17 protein-coding genes are annotated in these 15,396 nt (G+C 55.2%); 7 read left to right on the plus strand and 10 right to left on the minus strand.

Annotation, left to right across the window (positions count from 1 at the left end; all coding sequences use genetic code 11):
• Positions 1 to 136: 136 nt before the first annotated feature.
• Complete coding sequence (slyA, locus tag ACSZO4_RS11860) at positions 137 to 577, minus strand: transcriptional regulator SlyA (RefSeq protein WP_437889144.1); 441 nt, start codon at positions 575 to 577, stop codon at positions 137 to 139.
• Between the two features lie 122 nt (positions 578 to 699).
• On the opposite strand from slyA, the gene ACSZO4_RS11865 reads away from it, so the two are divergent.
• Genes ACSZO4_RS11865 through ACSZO4_RS11875 form a run of 3 tightly spaced genes read left to right on the plus strand, consistent with a single transcriptional unit; the run spans position 700 to position 3,811 of the window.
• Positions 700 to 936, plus strand: coding sequence for a DUF1656 domain-containing protein (locus ACSZO4_RS11865; RefSeq protein WP_437889145.1), 237 nt, complete (start codon positions 700 to 702; stop codon positions 934 to 936).
• 2 nt (positions 937 to 938) lie between these two features.
• A complete protein-coding gene (locus tag ACSZO4_RS11870; protein WP_437889146.1) occupies positions 939 to 1,796 on the plus strand; it encodes an efflux RND transporter periplasmic adaptor subunit in 858 nt (285 codons plus the stop codon).
• 2 nt (positions 1,797 to 1,798) lie between these two features.
• Positions 1,799 to 3,811 carry an FUSC family protein gene (locus tag ACSZO4_RS11875; RefSeq protein ID WP_437889147.1) on the plus strand — a complete coding sequence of 671 codons (2,013 nt, stop codon included), beginning with the start codon at positions 1,799 to 1,801 and terminating at the stop codon, positions 3,809 to 3,811.
• A 21-nt stretch (positions 3,812 to 3,832) separates the two neighbouring features.
• On the opposite strand, the gene ACSZO4_RS11880 is transcribed toward ACSZO4_RS11875, so the two are convergent.
• On the minus strand, positions 3,833 to 4,729 hold the full coding sequence (locus ACSZO4_RS11880) for an aldo/keto reductase (RefSeq protein WP_437889148.1): 897 nt from the start codon (positions 4,727 to 4,729) through the stop codon (positions 3,833 to 3,835).
• A 48-nt stretch (positions 4,730 to 4,777) separates the two neighbouring features.
• The gene (locus tag ACSZO4_RS11885; protein ID WP_437889149.1) at positions 4,778 to 5,017 is read right to left on the minus strand and encodes a DUF1289 domain-containing protein; all 240 of its coding nucleotides are present in this window, start codon (positions 5,015 to 5,017) and stop codon (positions 4,778 to 4,780) included.
• 122 nt (positions 5,018 to 5,139) lie between these two features.
• Between ACSZO4_RS11885 and ACSZO4_RS11890 the strand changes: the two genes are divergently transcribed.
• The 4 genes from ACSZO4_RS11890 to rnt all read left to right on the plus strand — a co-directional run bounded on the left by ACSZO4_RS11890 (position 5,140) and on the right by rnt (position 8,119).
• A complete protein-coding gene (locus tag ACSZO4_RS11890) occupies positions 5,140 to 5,736 on the plus strand; it encodes a TetR/AcrR family transcriptional regulator (protein ID WP_437889151.1) in 597 nt (198 codons plus the stop codon).
• A gap of 53 nt (positions 5,737 to 5,789) precedes the next feature.
• The gene (locus tag ACSZO4_RS11895; RefSeq protein WP_437889152.1) at positions 5,790 to 6,884 is read left to right on the plus strand and encodes an alkene reductase; all 1,095 of its coding nucleotides are present in this window, start codon (positions 5,790 to 5,792) and stop codon (positions 6,882 to 6,884) included.
• 84 nt (positions 6,885 to 6,968) lie between these two features.
• Positions 6,969 to 7,376: a lactoylglutathione lyase gene (gene gloA / locus ACSZO4_RS11900; protein ID WP_437889153.1), complete on the plus strand. Its 408-nt coding sequence runs from the start codon at positions 6,969 to 6,971 to the stop codon at positions 7,374 to 7,376.
• A 92-nt stretch (positions 7,377 to 7,468) separates the two neighbouring features.
• Positions 7,469 to 8,119 carry a ribonuclease T gene (rnt, locus tag ACSZO4_RS11905; RefSeq protein WP_437889154.1) on the plus strand — a complete coding sequence of 217 codons (651 nt, stop codon included), beginning with the start codon at positions 7,469 to 7,471 and terminating at the stop codon, positions 8,117 to 8,119.
• Between the two features lie 61 nt (positions 8,120 to 8,180).
• Here the strand turns inward: rnt and eutR are convergent, their stop codons facing one another.
• The 7 genes from eutR to eutH are packed head-to-tail and all read right to left on the minus strand — an operon-like array spanning position 8,181 to position 15,379.
• Positions 8,181 to 9,233 carry an HTH-type transcriptional regulator EutR gene (gene eutR, locus ACSZO4_RS11910; protein WP_437889156.1) on the minus strand — a complete coding sequence of 351 codons (1,053 nt, stop codon included), beginning with the start codon at positions 9,231 to 9,233 and terminating at the stop codon, positions 8,181 to 8,183.
• A gap of 47 nt (positions 9,234 to 9,280) precedes the next feature.
• The gene (eutK, locus tag ACSZO4_RS11915; protein WP_437889158.1) at positions 9,281 to 9,778 is read right to left on the minus strand and encodes an ethanolamine utilization microcompartment protein EutK; all 498 of its coding nucleotides are present in this window, start codon (positions 9,776 to 9,778) and stop codon (positions 9,281 to 9,283) included.
• Positions 9,779 to 9,789: 11 nt separating this feature from the next.
• Positions 9,790 to 10,449: an ethanolamine utilization microcompartment protein EutL gene (gene eutL, locus ACSZO4_RS11920; RefSeq protein ID WP_437889159.1), complete on the minus strand. Its 660-nt coding sequence runs from the start codon at positions 10,447 to 10,449 to the stop codon at positions 9,790 to 9,792.
• A gap of 10 nt (positions 10,450 to 10,459) precedes the next feature.
• A complete protein-coding gene (eutC, locus tag ACSZO4_RS11925; protein ID WP_437889161.1) occupies positions 10,460 to 11,353 on the minus strand; it encodes an ethanolamine ammonia-lyase subunit EutC in 894 nt (297 codons plus the stop codon).
• A 20-nt stretch (positions 11,354 to 11,373) separates the two neighbouring features.
• Complete coding sequence (gene eutB, locus ACSZO4_RS11930) at positions 11,374 to 12,735, minus strand: ethanolamine ammonia-lyase subunit alpha (RefSeq protein ID WP_437889162.1); 1,362 nt, start codon at positions 12,733 to 12,735, stop codon at positions 11,374 to 11,376.
• An 11-nt stretch (positions 12,736 to 12,746) separates the two neighbouring features.
• A complete protein-coding gene (gene eutA, locus ACSZO4_RS11935; protein ID WP_437889164.1) occupies positions 12,747 to 14,150 on the minus strand; it encodes an ethanolamine ammonia-lyase reactivating factor EutA in 1,404 nt (467 codons plus the stop codon).
• The gene (gene eutH / locus ACSZO4_RS11940; protein ID WP_437889165.1) at positions 14,147 to 15,379 is read right to left on the minus strand and encodes an ethanolamine utilization protein EutH; all 1,233 of its coding nucleotides are present in this window, start codon (positions 15,377 to 15,379) and stop codon (positions 14,147 to 14,149) included. Before eutH ends, eutA begins: the two co-directional genes overlap by 4 nt.
• Positions 15,380 to 15,396 lie beyond the last annotated feature (17 nt).

Genomic DNA, 15,396 nt, shown 5'->3' on the forward strand with positions numbered 1-15,396 from the left:
CGCAGTAGAAAAGCCGGGGCAGAAAGACAGGAAAATATCGCGATCGCGACCTGCGGTCGCTACAAAAACAAAACCCCGCGAAAAACGTGGGGTTCGTCAGCAATCTGAGCCTTGTATTTACAAGGCTTTTTGCAACTCAGTCTTTCGACTGTAGTTCATTGATATTTTGTTCAAGCCGTGAAATCAGACCAATCAACAGTTCCAGCTCGTCCGCTGAAATACCCGAAAGAATTTCGCCCCGGGTTTTCTTGATCACCGTTTCCATTTCTTCGATGATCGGGTCCGCTTTTTCCGTCAATTTGATCCGCTTTGCGCGGCGATCGTTAGCACACGTCTGGCGAGAAATAAGGCCTTTCTCTTCCAGTTGGTCCAAAGTGCGCACCAGCGAAGGCTGCTCAATGCCAATCGCTTTTGCCAGTTGAATTTGCGACTGATCGGGTGGCAGCTGGTGAATGTTATGCAGCGTTACCCAATGCGTTTGCGTCAATTCCAGAGGTTTCAGGCGATGGTCAATTAATGCACGCCAGATGCGCACTAAACGTGCCAGATCAGAACCTAATGGCGATTCCAATTTCATCTCCTTATAATTAGCTTGCTAAGTTATTATACTGATTTTAGAATAGTGTGCAGCATTTATATTGCTAAAACAAATGCATTGCGCGGTTCATATCACTGGCGATGCTTTTAAGGACGAAACTCGTGACCCTGAACCACCACTCCCCGGCATTGCCTCTCCAGGACCTGATTTTTGGCGCATCGGTCTATTTCCCACCCTTGTTCAAAGCCGTGCTGCTGGGTTTTCTGCTGTGGCTCATCGCCCACCGGATTTTGCGTGACTGGATGTATGCCGGCGATATCTGGCACCCCATTTTGATGGATCTTTCTCTGTTCGTTATTGCGGTTGGCCTCTCCCTCGCCCTGCTGATAGCCTGGTGATTATGATGTTAAAATCTTTAAAATATTTCTCGACCTTACTGGTGCTTGCCGTGGCGATAGTCGCCGGGTGGTGGCTGTGGAATTTCTATATGCAATCCCCGTGGACGCGGGATGGCAAAGTGCGCGCGGAACAGGTCAGTATTACGCCGCAGGTTTCAGGGAGCATCACGGCGTTACATATAAAGGATAACCAGTTTGTCAAAGCGGGCGAGGTGCTGTTCCGTATTGACGAACCCCCTTATGAGATTGCGGTGCTAAATGCCAAAGCCCAGCTCGCGCGGGCGCAGGCCGATCTCTCCAAAGCCAGTAACGAAGCCAACCGTCGCCGTCATCTGTCCCAGGGTTATATCTCCGCCGAAGATCTCGACACCGCCAACATCAATGTCAAAGCCATGCAGGCGAGTGTCGCCGTCGCACAGGCCCAGCTTGAACAGGCCCAGTGGCAGCGGGAACAGACCACCGTCAAATCGCCGGTTGATGGCTGGGTCACTAACCTCTCTGCCCGTACCGGCAATTATGCAACCGCCGGACAGCCGGTGTTCGCCCTCGTCGACAGCCATTCATTTTATGTGGTGGGCTATTTCGAAGAGACAAAACTGCGGCATATTCGCGAAGGCGACAGCGCTAAGATTGTGTTATATAGCGGAAATATCACGTTACAGGGTCACGTTTCCAGTATCGGGCGCGCCATTTACGACCAGAGCGTCGAAACGGACAGTGGACTCGTCGCGGATATTAAACCCAATGTGCCCTGGGTTCGCCTGGCGCAGCGCGTCCCGGTACGTATTCAGTTTGATGCCATCCCGGCAGATATCACGCTGGTTTCAGGCACCACCTGTACCGTCTCTGTTGGGCAATAAGCGTGAAAGAGCTGCTTCCTTTCCCCTGGTCTGGCGCAACATCGGGCCAGTGGCGCTATGCAATACGCAATACGCTGGCAATGTGCCTGGCCCTGAGCGTGGCCTATTATCTCGACCTGGATGAGCCTTACTGGGCGATGACTTCAGCTGCGGTCGTCAGTTTTCCTACCGTCGGCGGGGTTATCAGTAAAAGTTTCGGCAGAATAGCAGGCAGCCTGATGGGCGCCTGCGCGGCGCTGATCATCGCCGGACATACCCTTAACGATCCCTGGTTGTTTTTGCTGACCATGGCTGGCTGGATTGGTCTGTGTACCTGGGCCTGCGCGCAGTTTAGCAATAATGTCGCCTATACGTTTCAGCTCGCTGGGTACACGGCAGCCATTATCGCCTTCCCGGTGGTCAATATCACCGATACCAGCGAACTCTGGGAAATAGCCCAGGCTCGCGTCTGCGAAGTCATGCTGGGGATCCTGTGCGGCGGCATGATGATGATGATTTTGCCCAGCACCTCCGATGGCACAACCTTGTTGACCGCATTAAAGAAAATGCATGCCCGCCTGCTGGAACATGCCAGTCTGCTTTGGCAACCTGAGACCACTGATGCTATCCGCACCGCACATGAAAATGTGATTGGGCAGATCCTCACAATGAATATCCTGCGCATTCAGGCTTTCTGGAGCCATTACCGCTTTCGTCGGCAGAATTCGTTACTCAACTACCTGCTCCACCAGCAATTACGTCTGACCAGTACCATTTCAAGTCTGAGACGCCTGCTGGTCAACTGGCCCGATGCCCCGGCCAATACCCGTGCCGTTATCGAATCACTGGTGGCGTCGCTTTCCAGCCCTGGGGCCGATTTTTACACTATCGCACGGGTTATCGCCCCGCTGGCGCCTGTCGATCCGCAGAATTACCGGCATCAGGCATTCTGGCAGCGCTTACGCTATTTTTGCCGTCTCTACCTCAACAGCAGCCGTTGGCTGGCCCGGGTCGAGAATGCATCCCCGGAGACGGAGTACAACCTGCCCCGTCGCGCCGCCCTGACACGTTATACCGATAACACCGAGGCCCTGTGGAGCGGACTACGCAGTTTTTGCGCCTTGAGTCTGCTCGGCGCATGGACAATTACAGCCCAATGGGAGTCCGGCTCAGAGGCCCTGACGCTGGCGGCCATTAGCTGTGTGCTCTACTCCGTCTCGCCAGCCCCTTTCCGCTCCCTTACCCTGCTGCTACGCACGCTGTTTTTGTTGAGCCTGTTCAGCTTTGTGGTGAAATTTGGCCTGATGGTGCAAATCAGCGAGTTGTGGCTTTTTCTGCTGTTCCTGTTCCCTTTGCTTACCACCATGCAGTTGTTCAAATTACGCATGCCCAGCCAGGCCGGACTTTGGGGGCAGCTGATTGTGTTTATGGGATCCTTTATTTCGGTGACCAATCCCCCGGTGTACGACCTGGCAGAGTATCTCAATGACGATGTCGCCAAAATTCTTGGGGTCGCCCTCTCATGGCTCGCGTTTGCCGTCCTGCGACCCGGTTCCGACGCCCGCAAAAGCCGCAGACAGATCCGCACGTTGCGCAGGGAGTTTGTCGATCAGCTCAGCCGTCGGCCGTCACGCAGCGAGCACCAGTTTGAATCCGTGGTCTATCACCACATCAGTCTGTTGAGTAACAGTCAGGACGCGCTGGCTCGCAGATGGTTATTGCGCTGGGGCGTGGTATTGCTCAATTGTTCTCATGTGGTCTGGCAGTTGCGCAAATGGGATGCGCGATCCGATCCGCTGAGTCAGGTTCGCGATATCTGTCTTGGTCTGTTGCGTAATGTAATGAGTGAACGGGGCGTTCAGTTGCGCCCTCTGGCGGTTACCCTGGCGGAACTCCAGCGTATTTGCGATGTACTGGCCCGACATCCTCAACCCGCAGCCCGGGAACTGGCCTCCGTTATCTGGCGCCTGCACTGCGCCCTGTCACAGCTGGAACTGGCACCCACTGCGGGGTCGATTGAAAACCCGCCCCGCTGAGGCCATTATCACCAGAGTCTGTCAGGGCACGTCATAACCCAGTGCGGCTTTGCGAATACGGAACCACTGCTGACGCGTCATATTAAGTCCTTCCGCTTCCAGCGCCGCGCGTACGCGCTCTATTTTACCCGACCCAATAATCGGCAGGGGTTGCGATGGCAGGCGCATTACCCAGGCGTAAACCACCTGTTCGATGCTGCGGGCGTTCAGTTCCTGGCCGACCTGGGCCAGCTCGTCACGCAACGGCTGGAATTGCGCGTCGTTAAACAGACGCCCGCCACCGAGACACGACCAGGCCATAGGGCGAATACGCAGTTGCTGAAGCTGGTCAAGCGTGCCGTCGAGCAACAGAGGCTGATGCACCGGCGAGAGTTCCACCTGGTTGGTTGCCAGAGTGAACGGCAGCCGCGATTGCAGCAGGGAAAACTGGGCTGGCGTAAAGTTGGAGACGCCAAAATGGCTGACTTTTCCGCTCTGGTGCAGATGCAAAAATGCTTCAGCTACCTCATCGGCATCCATTAAGGGATCAGGACGATGGATCAGCAGCAGATCAAGATGATCGGTCGCCAGGTTGACCAGCGACTGTTCGGCGCTGGCAATAATATGACCGCGGTCGGTAATATACTGGCCCAGGGCATGCTCTTTACGGGCGGTGGTCGCAATCCCGCATTTGGTGACAATCTCCATGCGACTGCGTAGCGCAGGCGCCAGTTTTAACGCTTCGCCAAAGGCTGCCTCACACTGATATCCGCCATAAATATCCGCATGATCAACCGTTGTAACCCCGAGATCGAGATGCTCTTCAATAAAACTTGCCAGCTGACGTGGGGACATATTCCAGTCCATTAAACGCCAGTAGCCCATGACGAAACGGGAGAACGTCGGCCCCTGCGGCGCAAGAGTAATTCGCTGAACCATAACCACTTCCTCATTAATAATTTGCGACGAGTATACGCAATTATGGCGTCAAAAAAGTGAAGGTTGCTGAGGTTCTTCGGGAGGCAGAGCTTTATTTGCCCGTAATTTGCGCAGTAAACGCTGGCGGCACAGGCGCAGCACCTCCTGCTTTTGGACATCGCTCAGGTTTTGCCAGTTAAAACGCTCTTCACGGCTGCGCATGCAACCACGGCAAAACCCCCGTTCGTCTGACTGGCATATTCCCCGGCACGGGCTTTGAACGGGAAAAAACTCCAGTTGTTCTGGCACGTCACACCCTCTTTATCAGCGCTGTACTTCTATTGAAGACGTTCTGCCTGCAACCTGCAAGTCGGTTAAGCGCATCAATTGCGACTTGCTCCCGACCGATCGGTCTAGTACAGTGCTTTCCCATGAGCAGAAATAGCGAACACGATACCCGAGAACATCTCCTTGCCACCGGCGAGCAACTTTGCATGCATCGCGGCTTTACCGGTATGGGCCTGAGCGAACTGCTGAAGACGGCAGAAGTGCCTAAGGGTTCCTTCTATCACTACTTTCGCTCAAAAGAGGCCTTTGGCGTGGCCTTACTGGAACGTCACTATGCCGGTTATCACCAGCACTTAGCGACGCTTTTTTCCAGTGGCGAAGGGAATTACCGGGATCGTCTGCTGGCCTATTATCGCCACCCCTTGGTACAGTTTCGCGAGCAGGGCATTATCAGCGGTTGCCTGACGGTTAAACTGTCGGCTGAAGTCTGCGATCTGTCCGAAGACATGCGTAGCGCCATGGATAAGGGCGCCAGTCAGATTATCGTTCTGCTGGCTCAGGCGCTGGAACAAGGTCGGACCGCAGGCTGTCTGACGTTTCCGGGTGATGCTCAGACCCAGGCTCAGGTTCTGTACGCCCAGTGGCTGGGGGCTAATTTACAGTCCAAGATTTCGCGCAGTGCCGTTCCGCTGGAAAGCGCGCTGGCTCATGTGCAAACCATTATTGCAGCGCCTGTCTGACAGGCGTTTTTATTTCACACTTCACTAGTCGACCGGTCTATTCAGGAGAGTTTATGTCCAGCAACGTGTTTACCCCGCTGAAAGTGGGCGCCATTACCGTTCCGAACCGCGTCTTTATGGCGCCTTTAACGCGCTTACGCAGCATTGAACCCGGCGATATCCCGACGCCGCTGATGGCTGAATATTACCGCCAGCGCGCAAGTTCGGGCCTGATCATCAGTGAAGCCACCCAGATCTCCGCTCAGGCAAAAGGCTATGCCGGAGCACCTGGCCTGCACAGCCCGGAGCAAATTGCGGCCTGGAAAAAAATCACCGATGCGGTACACGCTGAAGACGGGCGTATTGCCGTTCAGTTATGGCACACCGGGCGTATTTCTCATCACACCTTGCAGCCAGGCGGTCAGGCACCGGTTGCCCCATCAGCCATTGCTGCCGGAACCCGTACCTCGCTGCGCGATGCCAACGGCAACCCAACCCGCGAAGACACCTCTGTTCCGCGGGCGCTGGAAACGGAAGAAATCCCGGGAATTGTGAATGATTTCCGCCAGGCGGTTATCAACGCCCGTGACGCCGGTTTTGATTTAGTGGAACTGCATTCTGCGCACGGCTACCTGCTGCACCAGTTCCTTTCACCTTCAGCCAACCAGCGTACCGACCAGTATGGCGGCAGCGTCGAAAACCGGGCTCGCCTGGTGCTGGAAGTGGTGGATGCGGTGAGTGCGGCCTGGGGCGCCGATCGCATTGGTATTCGTGTATCGCCGATTGGCTCATTCCAGAACACCGATAACGGCCCGAATGAAGAAGCCGATGCATTGTATCTGATTGAAGAGCTGGGCAAACGCGGTATTGCTTATCTGCATATGTCCGAGCCGGACTGGGCAGTCGGTCAGCCTTACACTGAAGCCTTCCGCCAGAAGGTGCGTGAACGTTTCCACGGCCCGATTATCGGCGCGGGGGCTTACACCCTCGATAAAGCCGAAGATCTGATCGGCAAAGGCCTGATCGATGCCGTAGCCTTTGGTCGTGACTATATTGCCAACCCGGATCTGGTTGAACGTCTCCGGCACAAAGCAGAACTCAATCCGCAGCGCCCGGAAAGTTTCTATGGCGGTGGCGCGGAAGGTTATACCGACTACCCTACTTTATAATCCCATCATTGATAGCGGCAAGGATCCGCCGCTATACTAAAACTCTGTTTCGAATGAGAATTCACTTACGCAAAAGAGGATATTATGCGCTTTCTTCACACCATGCTCCGCGTTACCGATCTGCAACGTTCCATTGATTTTTATACCAATGTGATGGGTATGTCGTTACTGCGCACCAGTGAAAACCCGGAGTATAAATACTCGCTGGCGTTTGTCGGTTACGGCCCTGAATCAGAAACGGCGGTACTGGAACTGACCTATAACTGGGGCGTGGAAAAATATGAGCTGGGTACCGCTTACGGCCATATCGCACTGGAAGTGGATAACGCAGCCGAAGCCTGCGAGCGTATTCGTCAGAACGGCGGCAACGTGACCCGCGAAGCAGGCCCGGTAAAAGGTGGCACCACAGTGATTGCTTTTATCGAAGATCCTGACGGTTATAAAGTGGAATTGATTGAAGCCAAAGATGCAGGCCGGGGTCTGGGTAATTGATCTTTACGGGCGCTTCCAGGCGCCCGTCGTTTTACATCCCTTCGTAAAATTTGCCATAATGCGCTGCCATTTTCCCATATCAAGAGATTCAGATGTCCGATAACGCTCAACTTACTGGTCTGTGCGACCGCTTTCGCGGTTTTTACCCTGTTGTTATTGATGTTGAAACCGCCGGGTTTAACGCCAGAACGGATGCGTTGCTGGAAGTTGCTGCAATCACATTGAAAATGGATCCTGACGGCTGGCTGATGCCTGACAGTACACTGCACTTTCACGTTGAGCCTTTTGAAGGGGCAAATCTGCAACCGGAGGCGCTGGCGTTCAACGGTATCGATCCGGGTAACCCGCTGCGCGGTGCCGTCAGTGAATACGACGCACTGCACGCCATCTTCAAGATGGTGCGCAAAGGGATTAAGGACAGGAATTGCAACCGCGCGATTATGGTGGCCCACAATGCCACCTTCGATCACAGCTTTATGATGGCGGCGGCAGAGCGTACTTCGCTTAAGCGTAATCCGTTCCACCCTTTCGTCACCTTTGACACCGCATCATTAAGCGGCCTTGCGCTGGGGCAAACCGTACTGTCGAAAGCCTGTGCGACGGCGGGTCTTGATTTTGACGCCTCTCAGGCGCACTCCGCCCTTTACGACACGGAACAAACCGCCCTGCTGTTCTGTGAAATCGTTAACCGCTGGAAACGCCTTGGCGGCTGGCCATTACCGATGGGCGACGAACAGGGCTGAGCATTGACCTGCACGCCCCTTCAGATTCCGGACACTCAACGAGGCGACGTCCCGTTGACTATTATGTCCACCTGCGCATTCGCTGGTGCAACGTCAGAGAGGGTTTCTCGGCAAACAGTTGCTGATAATCAGTAGCAAATTGTCCCAAATGCCAGAACCCCCACTGCAGCGCAGCATCTTTCACCGTTGCGTTTTGCGACCATGGGCTTATCAGTTCACGACGCACCGCATTCAAACGGATCCGTTTTAACCACGCGTTAGGTCCAATACCTGAAATTGCATGAAACGCATTTTGCAGGGTACGCCGGCTGACATGCAGTTGATTACACAAATCGAGTACCGTCAGCGGCTCTGACATATTTTCCAGCACATATTCGCGAGCGCGCGACTGTAACCGACGATAGGTCTGATGGCTAATGCTTTCTGCGGTCATCAACGGTCGCGCTTCTTCCAGCATTTCACCCATGGCCAACAGCAGATTATCGCCAAGCATTTTGCGCACGACGGCTTGATGAAGGCTTTGTGGATCCTCACTAAAGGTCGCCAGCGCCTGCTGGACGAAGGCCCACAATGCTGCTTTATGCTGCTCTTTAACCTCCAGCGCCGACTGATTACGCAACATATGCAGTACCCTTTCCGGGTTATGTAAGAAGTTTGCCTGCCGGGAGATCACATCTTCAGAGATAACAATGCCAAGGATGGTGTAATCATCCGGTGTACTCAATTCAAATTCGGTGCCACCAGGCCGGGTCGCTATCTCCGCGTTGCCAAGACACTGCGAACCGATAAATCCCTGCTCACCGCAGGACGTCGGAATGCCAAACCAGAACGAGTTCGGCCAGACCAGGCAAGACTGGCGCAACGCAAGACCGGTGTACTCACGAAATACCTGGATATCATCCAACAGGATTTCCGTGAACTCCCCCTGAAACTGTCCCGGATGCAGTTGATCATAGATCTGCTGCCAGGCGGTGATCGTTAAAGCGTGTTCATAAACATCCGTTGTCCGTCGCTGATGAACCGGCTCCACCTCAACCTTCGGCGTCAGTTTAACGTCTGCGGCTGATACTTCATGATAAAGATGATGTAAATCTGCTGTACGTGTCTTTTTCATGATCTTTTTGTCGGGTGCTTCCCTGAACCCCCGACACCTCCGGCAGGTTATAGGGTCCTGAGACGATAGCGACTGTTGCGCTTACGCAACGTCCCGGCAGAAAAGTGCAGCTCCAGGGCCTTTCTGGCTTTGGCGAGAGGCCAGCCAAAATGTGCAGCGACCTCCCCTGCGGTCATTCCCTGAGGCATTGTTGCCAGATGCGCCAGTAACGCTTGTTCCGTCCCGGACGTAATGGGTTCGTCCGGCGTCTTTTCAGGCTGTTTTGAGAGCCGTTTAAAACCGCCGATCAGCCATTGGGTATCGTCCTCCGGTCGGCCAATTTCCTTGCGGCCAATCACATGGCCGGTACGCTGCGCTGCGGCGCTTCCTGCATCCAGTGCCGCCCGACACGCCGCCAGATCCCCCTCCACCACCAGCGTCAGCATGCCGGGATCGAGCACTTCATGACTGAGCAAACGCACATTAGCCGCTTTGAGCATGGCATCTGCGGCATCAACTGCGGCAACCATCCCCTCCACTTCAAGTAGTCCCAGAGCATTGATCATGAACTCCTCCTCTACGCGCGCTGTACAGGATTACGGGCAATATCCACAACTGCATCGGCAAACGCGTTACAGGCTGCTTTGCAAGCGGCCTGACTCCCTGTCAGGAAGGCCGCTGAATAGTTGGTTTCCGACGGCGGCGGCACGTAAGTCACCAGTTGTACATCAGCCGATTTCATCGCGGCATCAATGCCAAATGTCGCTTCCAGCGGCGGCGCCACCAGATAGGCGATCGGATCGCCCAATGCGCAACCGGCGGTAGACGACAGATACGAACCGGTACGCGAAACCACATGGGCGAGGAACGCTGTATCTTGCGCATCGCTGGCCCACTGGAACGCCGCGCCGCTTTCAATGCCGGCAACCATCGCATCCAGACCGGCTCGAACTTCCGCCGGGTTCGGACCACCTAACATAATCAGCACTTCACCGGCTGTCGGTGACGGCCCGTGAGCCGCCCCGGCATAGAGTGAGCGGCCATACACCACTTCTACCATCGCCTGTTTTGTCGCTTCATCTGCGGCAATATAGGCCACATCATCAGAGTCTGCCGTGATAAGCCCCAGGCTACGTATGTGCGAGGGTAATTTAAGCTCGCGGGCGAAGCCGTCGTTCACGGAGGCAATCACGCGCATTGCGGTGACCGAAGGTCGAATTAAATCCAGTGCTGGCATAAATGCCTCCTTAACGGGTCATATTGATGCCGGAGGTTTTCTGCTCCAGCATCCGTTTCGCCAAATCGACAATGACAGCAGCCGCTTCAACCGGCGGCGTGCCCCCCTGGTGAATATTCGAAATACAGGTTCTGTCAGCCTCAACCGTTGTTGCCACGCGTGGTGAATACACTGCGTAGCAGGAAAGACTTTCCGACTGCCCCAGGCCCGGACGCTCACCGACCAACAGGATCACCACTTTGGCACTAAGAATTTCGCCAATCTGGTCTTCAATCTTGACGCGCCCATAGCGTACAAAGAACGGTGTGCCTACTTTCAGCCCGGCCTGTTGCAACCCCGCCAGCAACGGCGGCAGGATCTCTTCATAGTTGGCAGTAACAGCATCAGTAGACAGACCATCAGAAACGACCACCTGAACATCCGGGCTCATCAGGCACTGAGTCCTCAGGGCCTCGATGGCCTCCTGACTCAGGCGACGGCCCATATCCGGGCGGGTCAGATACAGGTTTTTGTCACTGATTTCTGAACGCACTTCCAGCAAGCCCTGTGCCTCTACCCACGCCTGCGGCACCTCTTTTAGCACTGTGTCTTTTGAACGGGAGTGATCGGCGAGGAAGCGCAGCAACGCCTGGGTGCGCGGACGCGGACCGGCGCGGCCAGTACACACGCGTGCGGCAGTACTCCGGCGTAACTCGGTCAACACATCGGCACGATGCGGATCCTCAACGCCAATCCAGGCTTTAGCTTCCGTGGAACCTAAATCCAGAACGCAGCTCTCTACCTCCGCGGGTACAGCACCTTGCATCGCAGCGCATTTCTCTGCCGCCAGCGGCGTGGATACCTGCGGCTGTTCCATTGACGCCAGAACGCCACGTACAATTTCTTCAATTTGTTTTTGATCCATCAGGTGTCATCTCCGCGTCTTCAGAAGAACAGTGACGGGTCGCCGGCCCGTTTGGTCAGGCGACCGTTTGCCATAATGCCCATGGTTTCCAGCCAGCGTTCAAACTCCGGCGACGGACGCAGATTCAGTAACTGCCTGACGGTCGCTGTATCATGGAACGCGGTGGTCTGATAGTTGAGCATGATGTCGTCGCCGAGCGGCATGCCCATGATGTAGTTGCAACCGGCACTCGCGAGCAGGATCATCAAGTTCTCATTGAGATTCTGATCGGCGTCGGCGTGGTTGGTGTAGCAGCAATCACAGCCCATAGAGATACCGCTGAGCTTGCCCATAAAGTGGTCTTCCAGACCGGCGCGAATAATCTGCCGATCGTTGTAGAGATACTCCGGCCCGATAAAGCCCACCACGGTATTCACCAGAAAGGGATCGTAGTGCCGGGCCAGACCGTAGTTACGTGCTTCCATCGTTACCTGATCGGCGCCAAAGTTAGCGCCAGCTGAAAGCGCGGACCCCTGCCCGGTTTCGAAATAGAGGCAGTTCTCTCCGGCAATACGGTTAAACTCCGCGCCGACCGCACGGGCCTCATCCAGCATCGCCAGCTCCACGCCAAACTCTTTTAAGCCTTTTTCGCTGCCGCAAATGCTCTGGAAAATCAGTCCGCCCGGCGCACCGCGACGAATGGCTTCGATCTGGGTGGTGACGTGCGCCAGCACACAGCCCTGAGTCGGAATATTGAACTTGTCGATAACGCCATATACGGTGTCCAGCACCCGACTTAAGTTCTCCACGTCATCGGTCACCGGGTTAACACCGATCACCGCATCACCGGCGCCAAAAGAGAGACCTTCGTAGATTTGTGCGGCGATGCTCTGCACATCATCGCGCGTGTCATTGGGCTGCAAACGACAGCTGAATGTGCCGGGCAGACCAATTGTGGTATTGGCCTTTTTGACAACCGGCATCTTCTTGCCGCCGTAGATTAGATCGGCGTTGGAACAAATTTTGGCAACGGCAGCCACTACTTCCGAGGTCAGTCCTTTGCGGATAAAGGCAATATCGTCGCTGGTCACTTCGTCATTCAGTATGTATTCGCGCAGATCGCTGATGGCCCAGTTCTTAATCCGTTGATAGGCGGTCTCATTGACGTCATCCTGAATCAGACGCGTGACGCAGTCCTCTTCATAGGGGATAACCGGGTGATTACGGATATCGGCAACGGTCATATCGGACAGTACCTGCTTCGCCGCCACGCGCTGCTGCGAACTTTCCGCAGCAACCCCCGCCAGTACATCGCCCGAACGCAGTTCATTGGCTTTCGCCAGTACCTCTTTTACATCCTTAAACTGATAAACATTGCCGAACAATGTGGTCTTTAGTTTCATAAGTCGTTCCCTCAGGAAGGAAATGCGAGTGATTTCACCGTCACCGGCACAACCGAGCCGCCAAAAAGAGGCGTACCAATGTCGATATAGTCCCCCGCCTGAACGATCACTTCGTCAATGACCGCCAGCGGGTGTTGCTGTAAATGCGGGCGTAACAGCATGCCCAGCGCTTTGCCCACATCCTGCCGGGCCACCACCAACAGCGGGTGCGGATTCGCAAACCGGGCGACAAATATCAGAAGCGCGTCGATAACTTTAAGTAAGGCGGCATAACGCACGGGTAGTGATGCGGGAAGCGCCAGCACATAGGCGTCGGTTTGCGGGGAAAGATCGAGCTGGATCAGCGCCTGATGCCATGCATTAACAAGACTGGATTCATCGACAGGGATCGCTACCGGCAGATTGCGCAGCGGAAGCGCAACATCCTCCAGCCAGAGGGTACTGCCAGAGAGCGACAGCGTGTGCGCCCCGGCGCCAATAACCGTAGCGCGCAGGGTCTGCGCCGGGAACTGCACGTTCATTTCACGCAGGCGCGGATGCTCATGCAGCACAGTTGCCAGCAAAGGGCCGATATCATAAAAACAGAACGCGTCGGCGGGTTGATGGCGATAACACTCTCCCACGCCCCCGGACAGGGTAATCACCTGCGGCTTTACACCCGCAGGCAGCATCCCGGTTTGCATCAGCTTTTGCGCCAACGGTGACAGCGTACCGTCAATAACGTCGACAATCAGGTTCGCCATGCGACGCACCACCTGCATGAGTTGCGCAGCAGTAAGCGCACTTGCATCACTACCGACGCCGAAGATCTCATCCACGATCGCCTGGCCTGGCTGATGTGTATGAGTCACCCGTCCCTGACCGTCGGTCTCCAGCAATCGGCCGCCGACATTCAGGCATGCGGTGCCACTGACTTTCCCGGCATCGAACAGGGCATAGTTTGAGGTGCCACCGCCAATATCGATGTTCAGGACGCGACACAGACGCTGTTCAGAAAGCGTTTGCGCCCCCGCGCCGTGTCCGGCAATCACCGATTCCAGGTGCGGCCCGGCGCTGGCGACAACAAAATCGCCCAGAGTCTGTGCGAGAGTCATCACCACCGGGCGGGCATTACGGGTCTTTGCACTCTCGCCGGTGATAATGATGGCCCCGGAGTCCACCGATTCGGGAGCAACGCCTGCGGCCTGATACTGGGCCAACACCAGTGCCTTGAGTTGCGTCTCATTTAAGCCGCCCTGCTTATCCACGGGGGTAAAAAAGACCGGGCTTTGCCAGCTAATTTCACGTTTGATGAATTCATAACGCGGTACCTGTGACACCGCTGCACGGTTCACCAGCTCAAGACGCGAGAAGATCACCTGCGTGGTGGTGGTACCGATATCGATACCGACGCTCAGCAACTGGCGCCTGTTCACGATTGCGCCTCCGCGTCGGTTTTCGCCGTTGCCGGAACATGTTTATCTTTTGGCACCAGTAACATCGCCACGCCAATCGCGGTGACGCCGCCAATCAACTTGCCGACGATCATCGGGAAAATCATCGCATTCATGTTGGCGGCAGCAAAACCTAAATGGTCGCCAAGCGCGAACGCGGCGGAAACGGCAAATGCGCAGTTGATCACTTTGCCACGCGTATCCATCTGCTTCATCATGCCAAACATCGGAATATTATTGGCCAGCGTTGCCACCATACCAGCCGCTGCAATGTTGTTTACTTTCAGGAGAAGACCGACGCTCATTAGCGGTTTTTCAAACCAGCGGGTCAGCAACAACACCATCGGGTAGGCCCCAAGCAGCACGCAGGAGATGGAACCGATAACTTCAATGGCGCGCATCACTTCGCCTGGTTTGTCGCCAACGGCCATAAAAATAGGGTCGAGACCCGGGATCAGCTCCCAGCCCAACAGGAACTTAATGACCGCCGCCGCCAGGCCGATAGTGATCAGCGCGACGAGAATTTTGGCGAAGATCTGAAAGCCGTTAATCATTTTTTCCGGGATGAATTTCAGCCCCAGCGCCACCAGCACAGCGACAATCAGCACCGGGATCATATTCATCAGGATCAACGCAAAGGTAAAATCCACTGGCTGCCCGTTTATCTCAACGCCGGAATACATCGCAACTAAACCGCCAGCAATACAGCCAATAGGTATAGTGACAATGCCCGCCAGCACCCCAAGCGCCAGATAACGTCGGTCAGAGGGGTCGATAATGCCGAGTGCTACGGGGATAGAGAAAACAAGGGTCGGGCCCATCATCGCGCCCAGAATCAATCCGGAGAACAGCCATGCGGCCACATCGCCGCCGGCTAACTCTTTAGCAAGGAAAAAACCGCCCATATCGCAGGCCAACAGCGTTCCTGCAAACATGGATGGGTTCGCGCCCAACATCTCATACAGTGGAATGATGATTGGCCCCAGCAGATACGCCAGCACCGGCGCCAGCGCAGTCATACCAACCATCGCCAGGCCCAGCGCGCCCATGGCCATAAAACCTTCTTCAAATTGACTACCGGCACCCTCAATACTCTTACCGAACTTACCGAGGAAGCGCGCAGCCCCACCGAACTGAGACAGGATCCTGTCCACGGCGGCAATCAGCATAAAGAACATCATGATGTACATGATGATTTCGTTAATTCCCATTCCCCTTTCTCCCTGTC

Origin of the sequence: Phytobacter sp. V91 (assembly GCF_965644225.1) — a bacterium.
In the GTDB taxonomy this organism is placed as follows: Bacteria; Pseudomonadota; Gammaproteobacteria; order Enterobacterales; family Enterobacteriaceae; genus CBFFRJ01.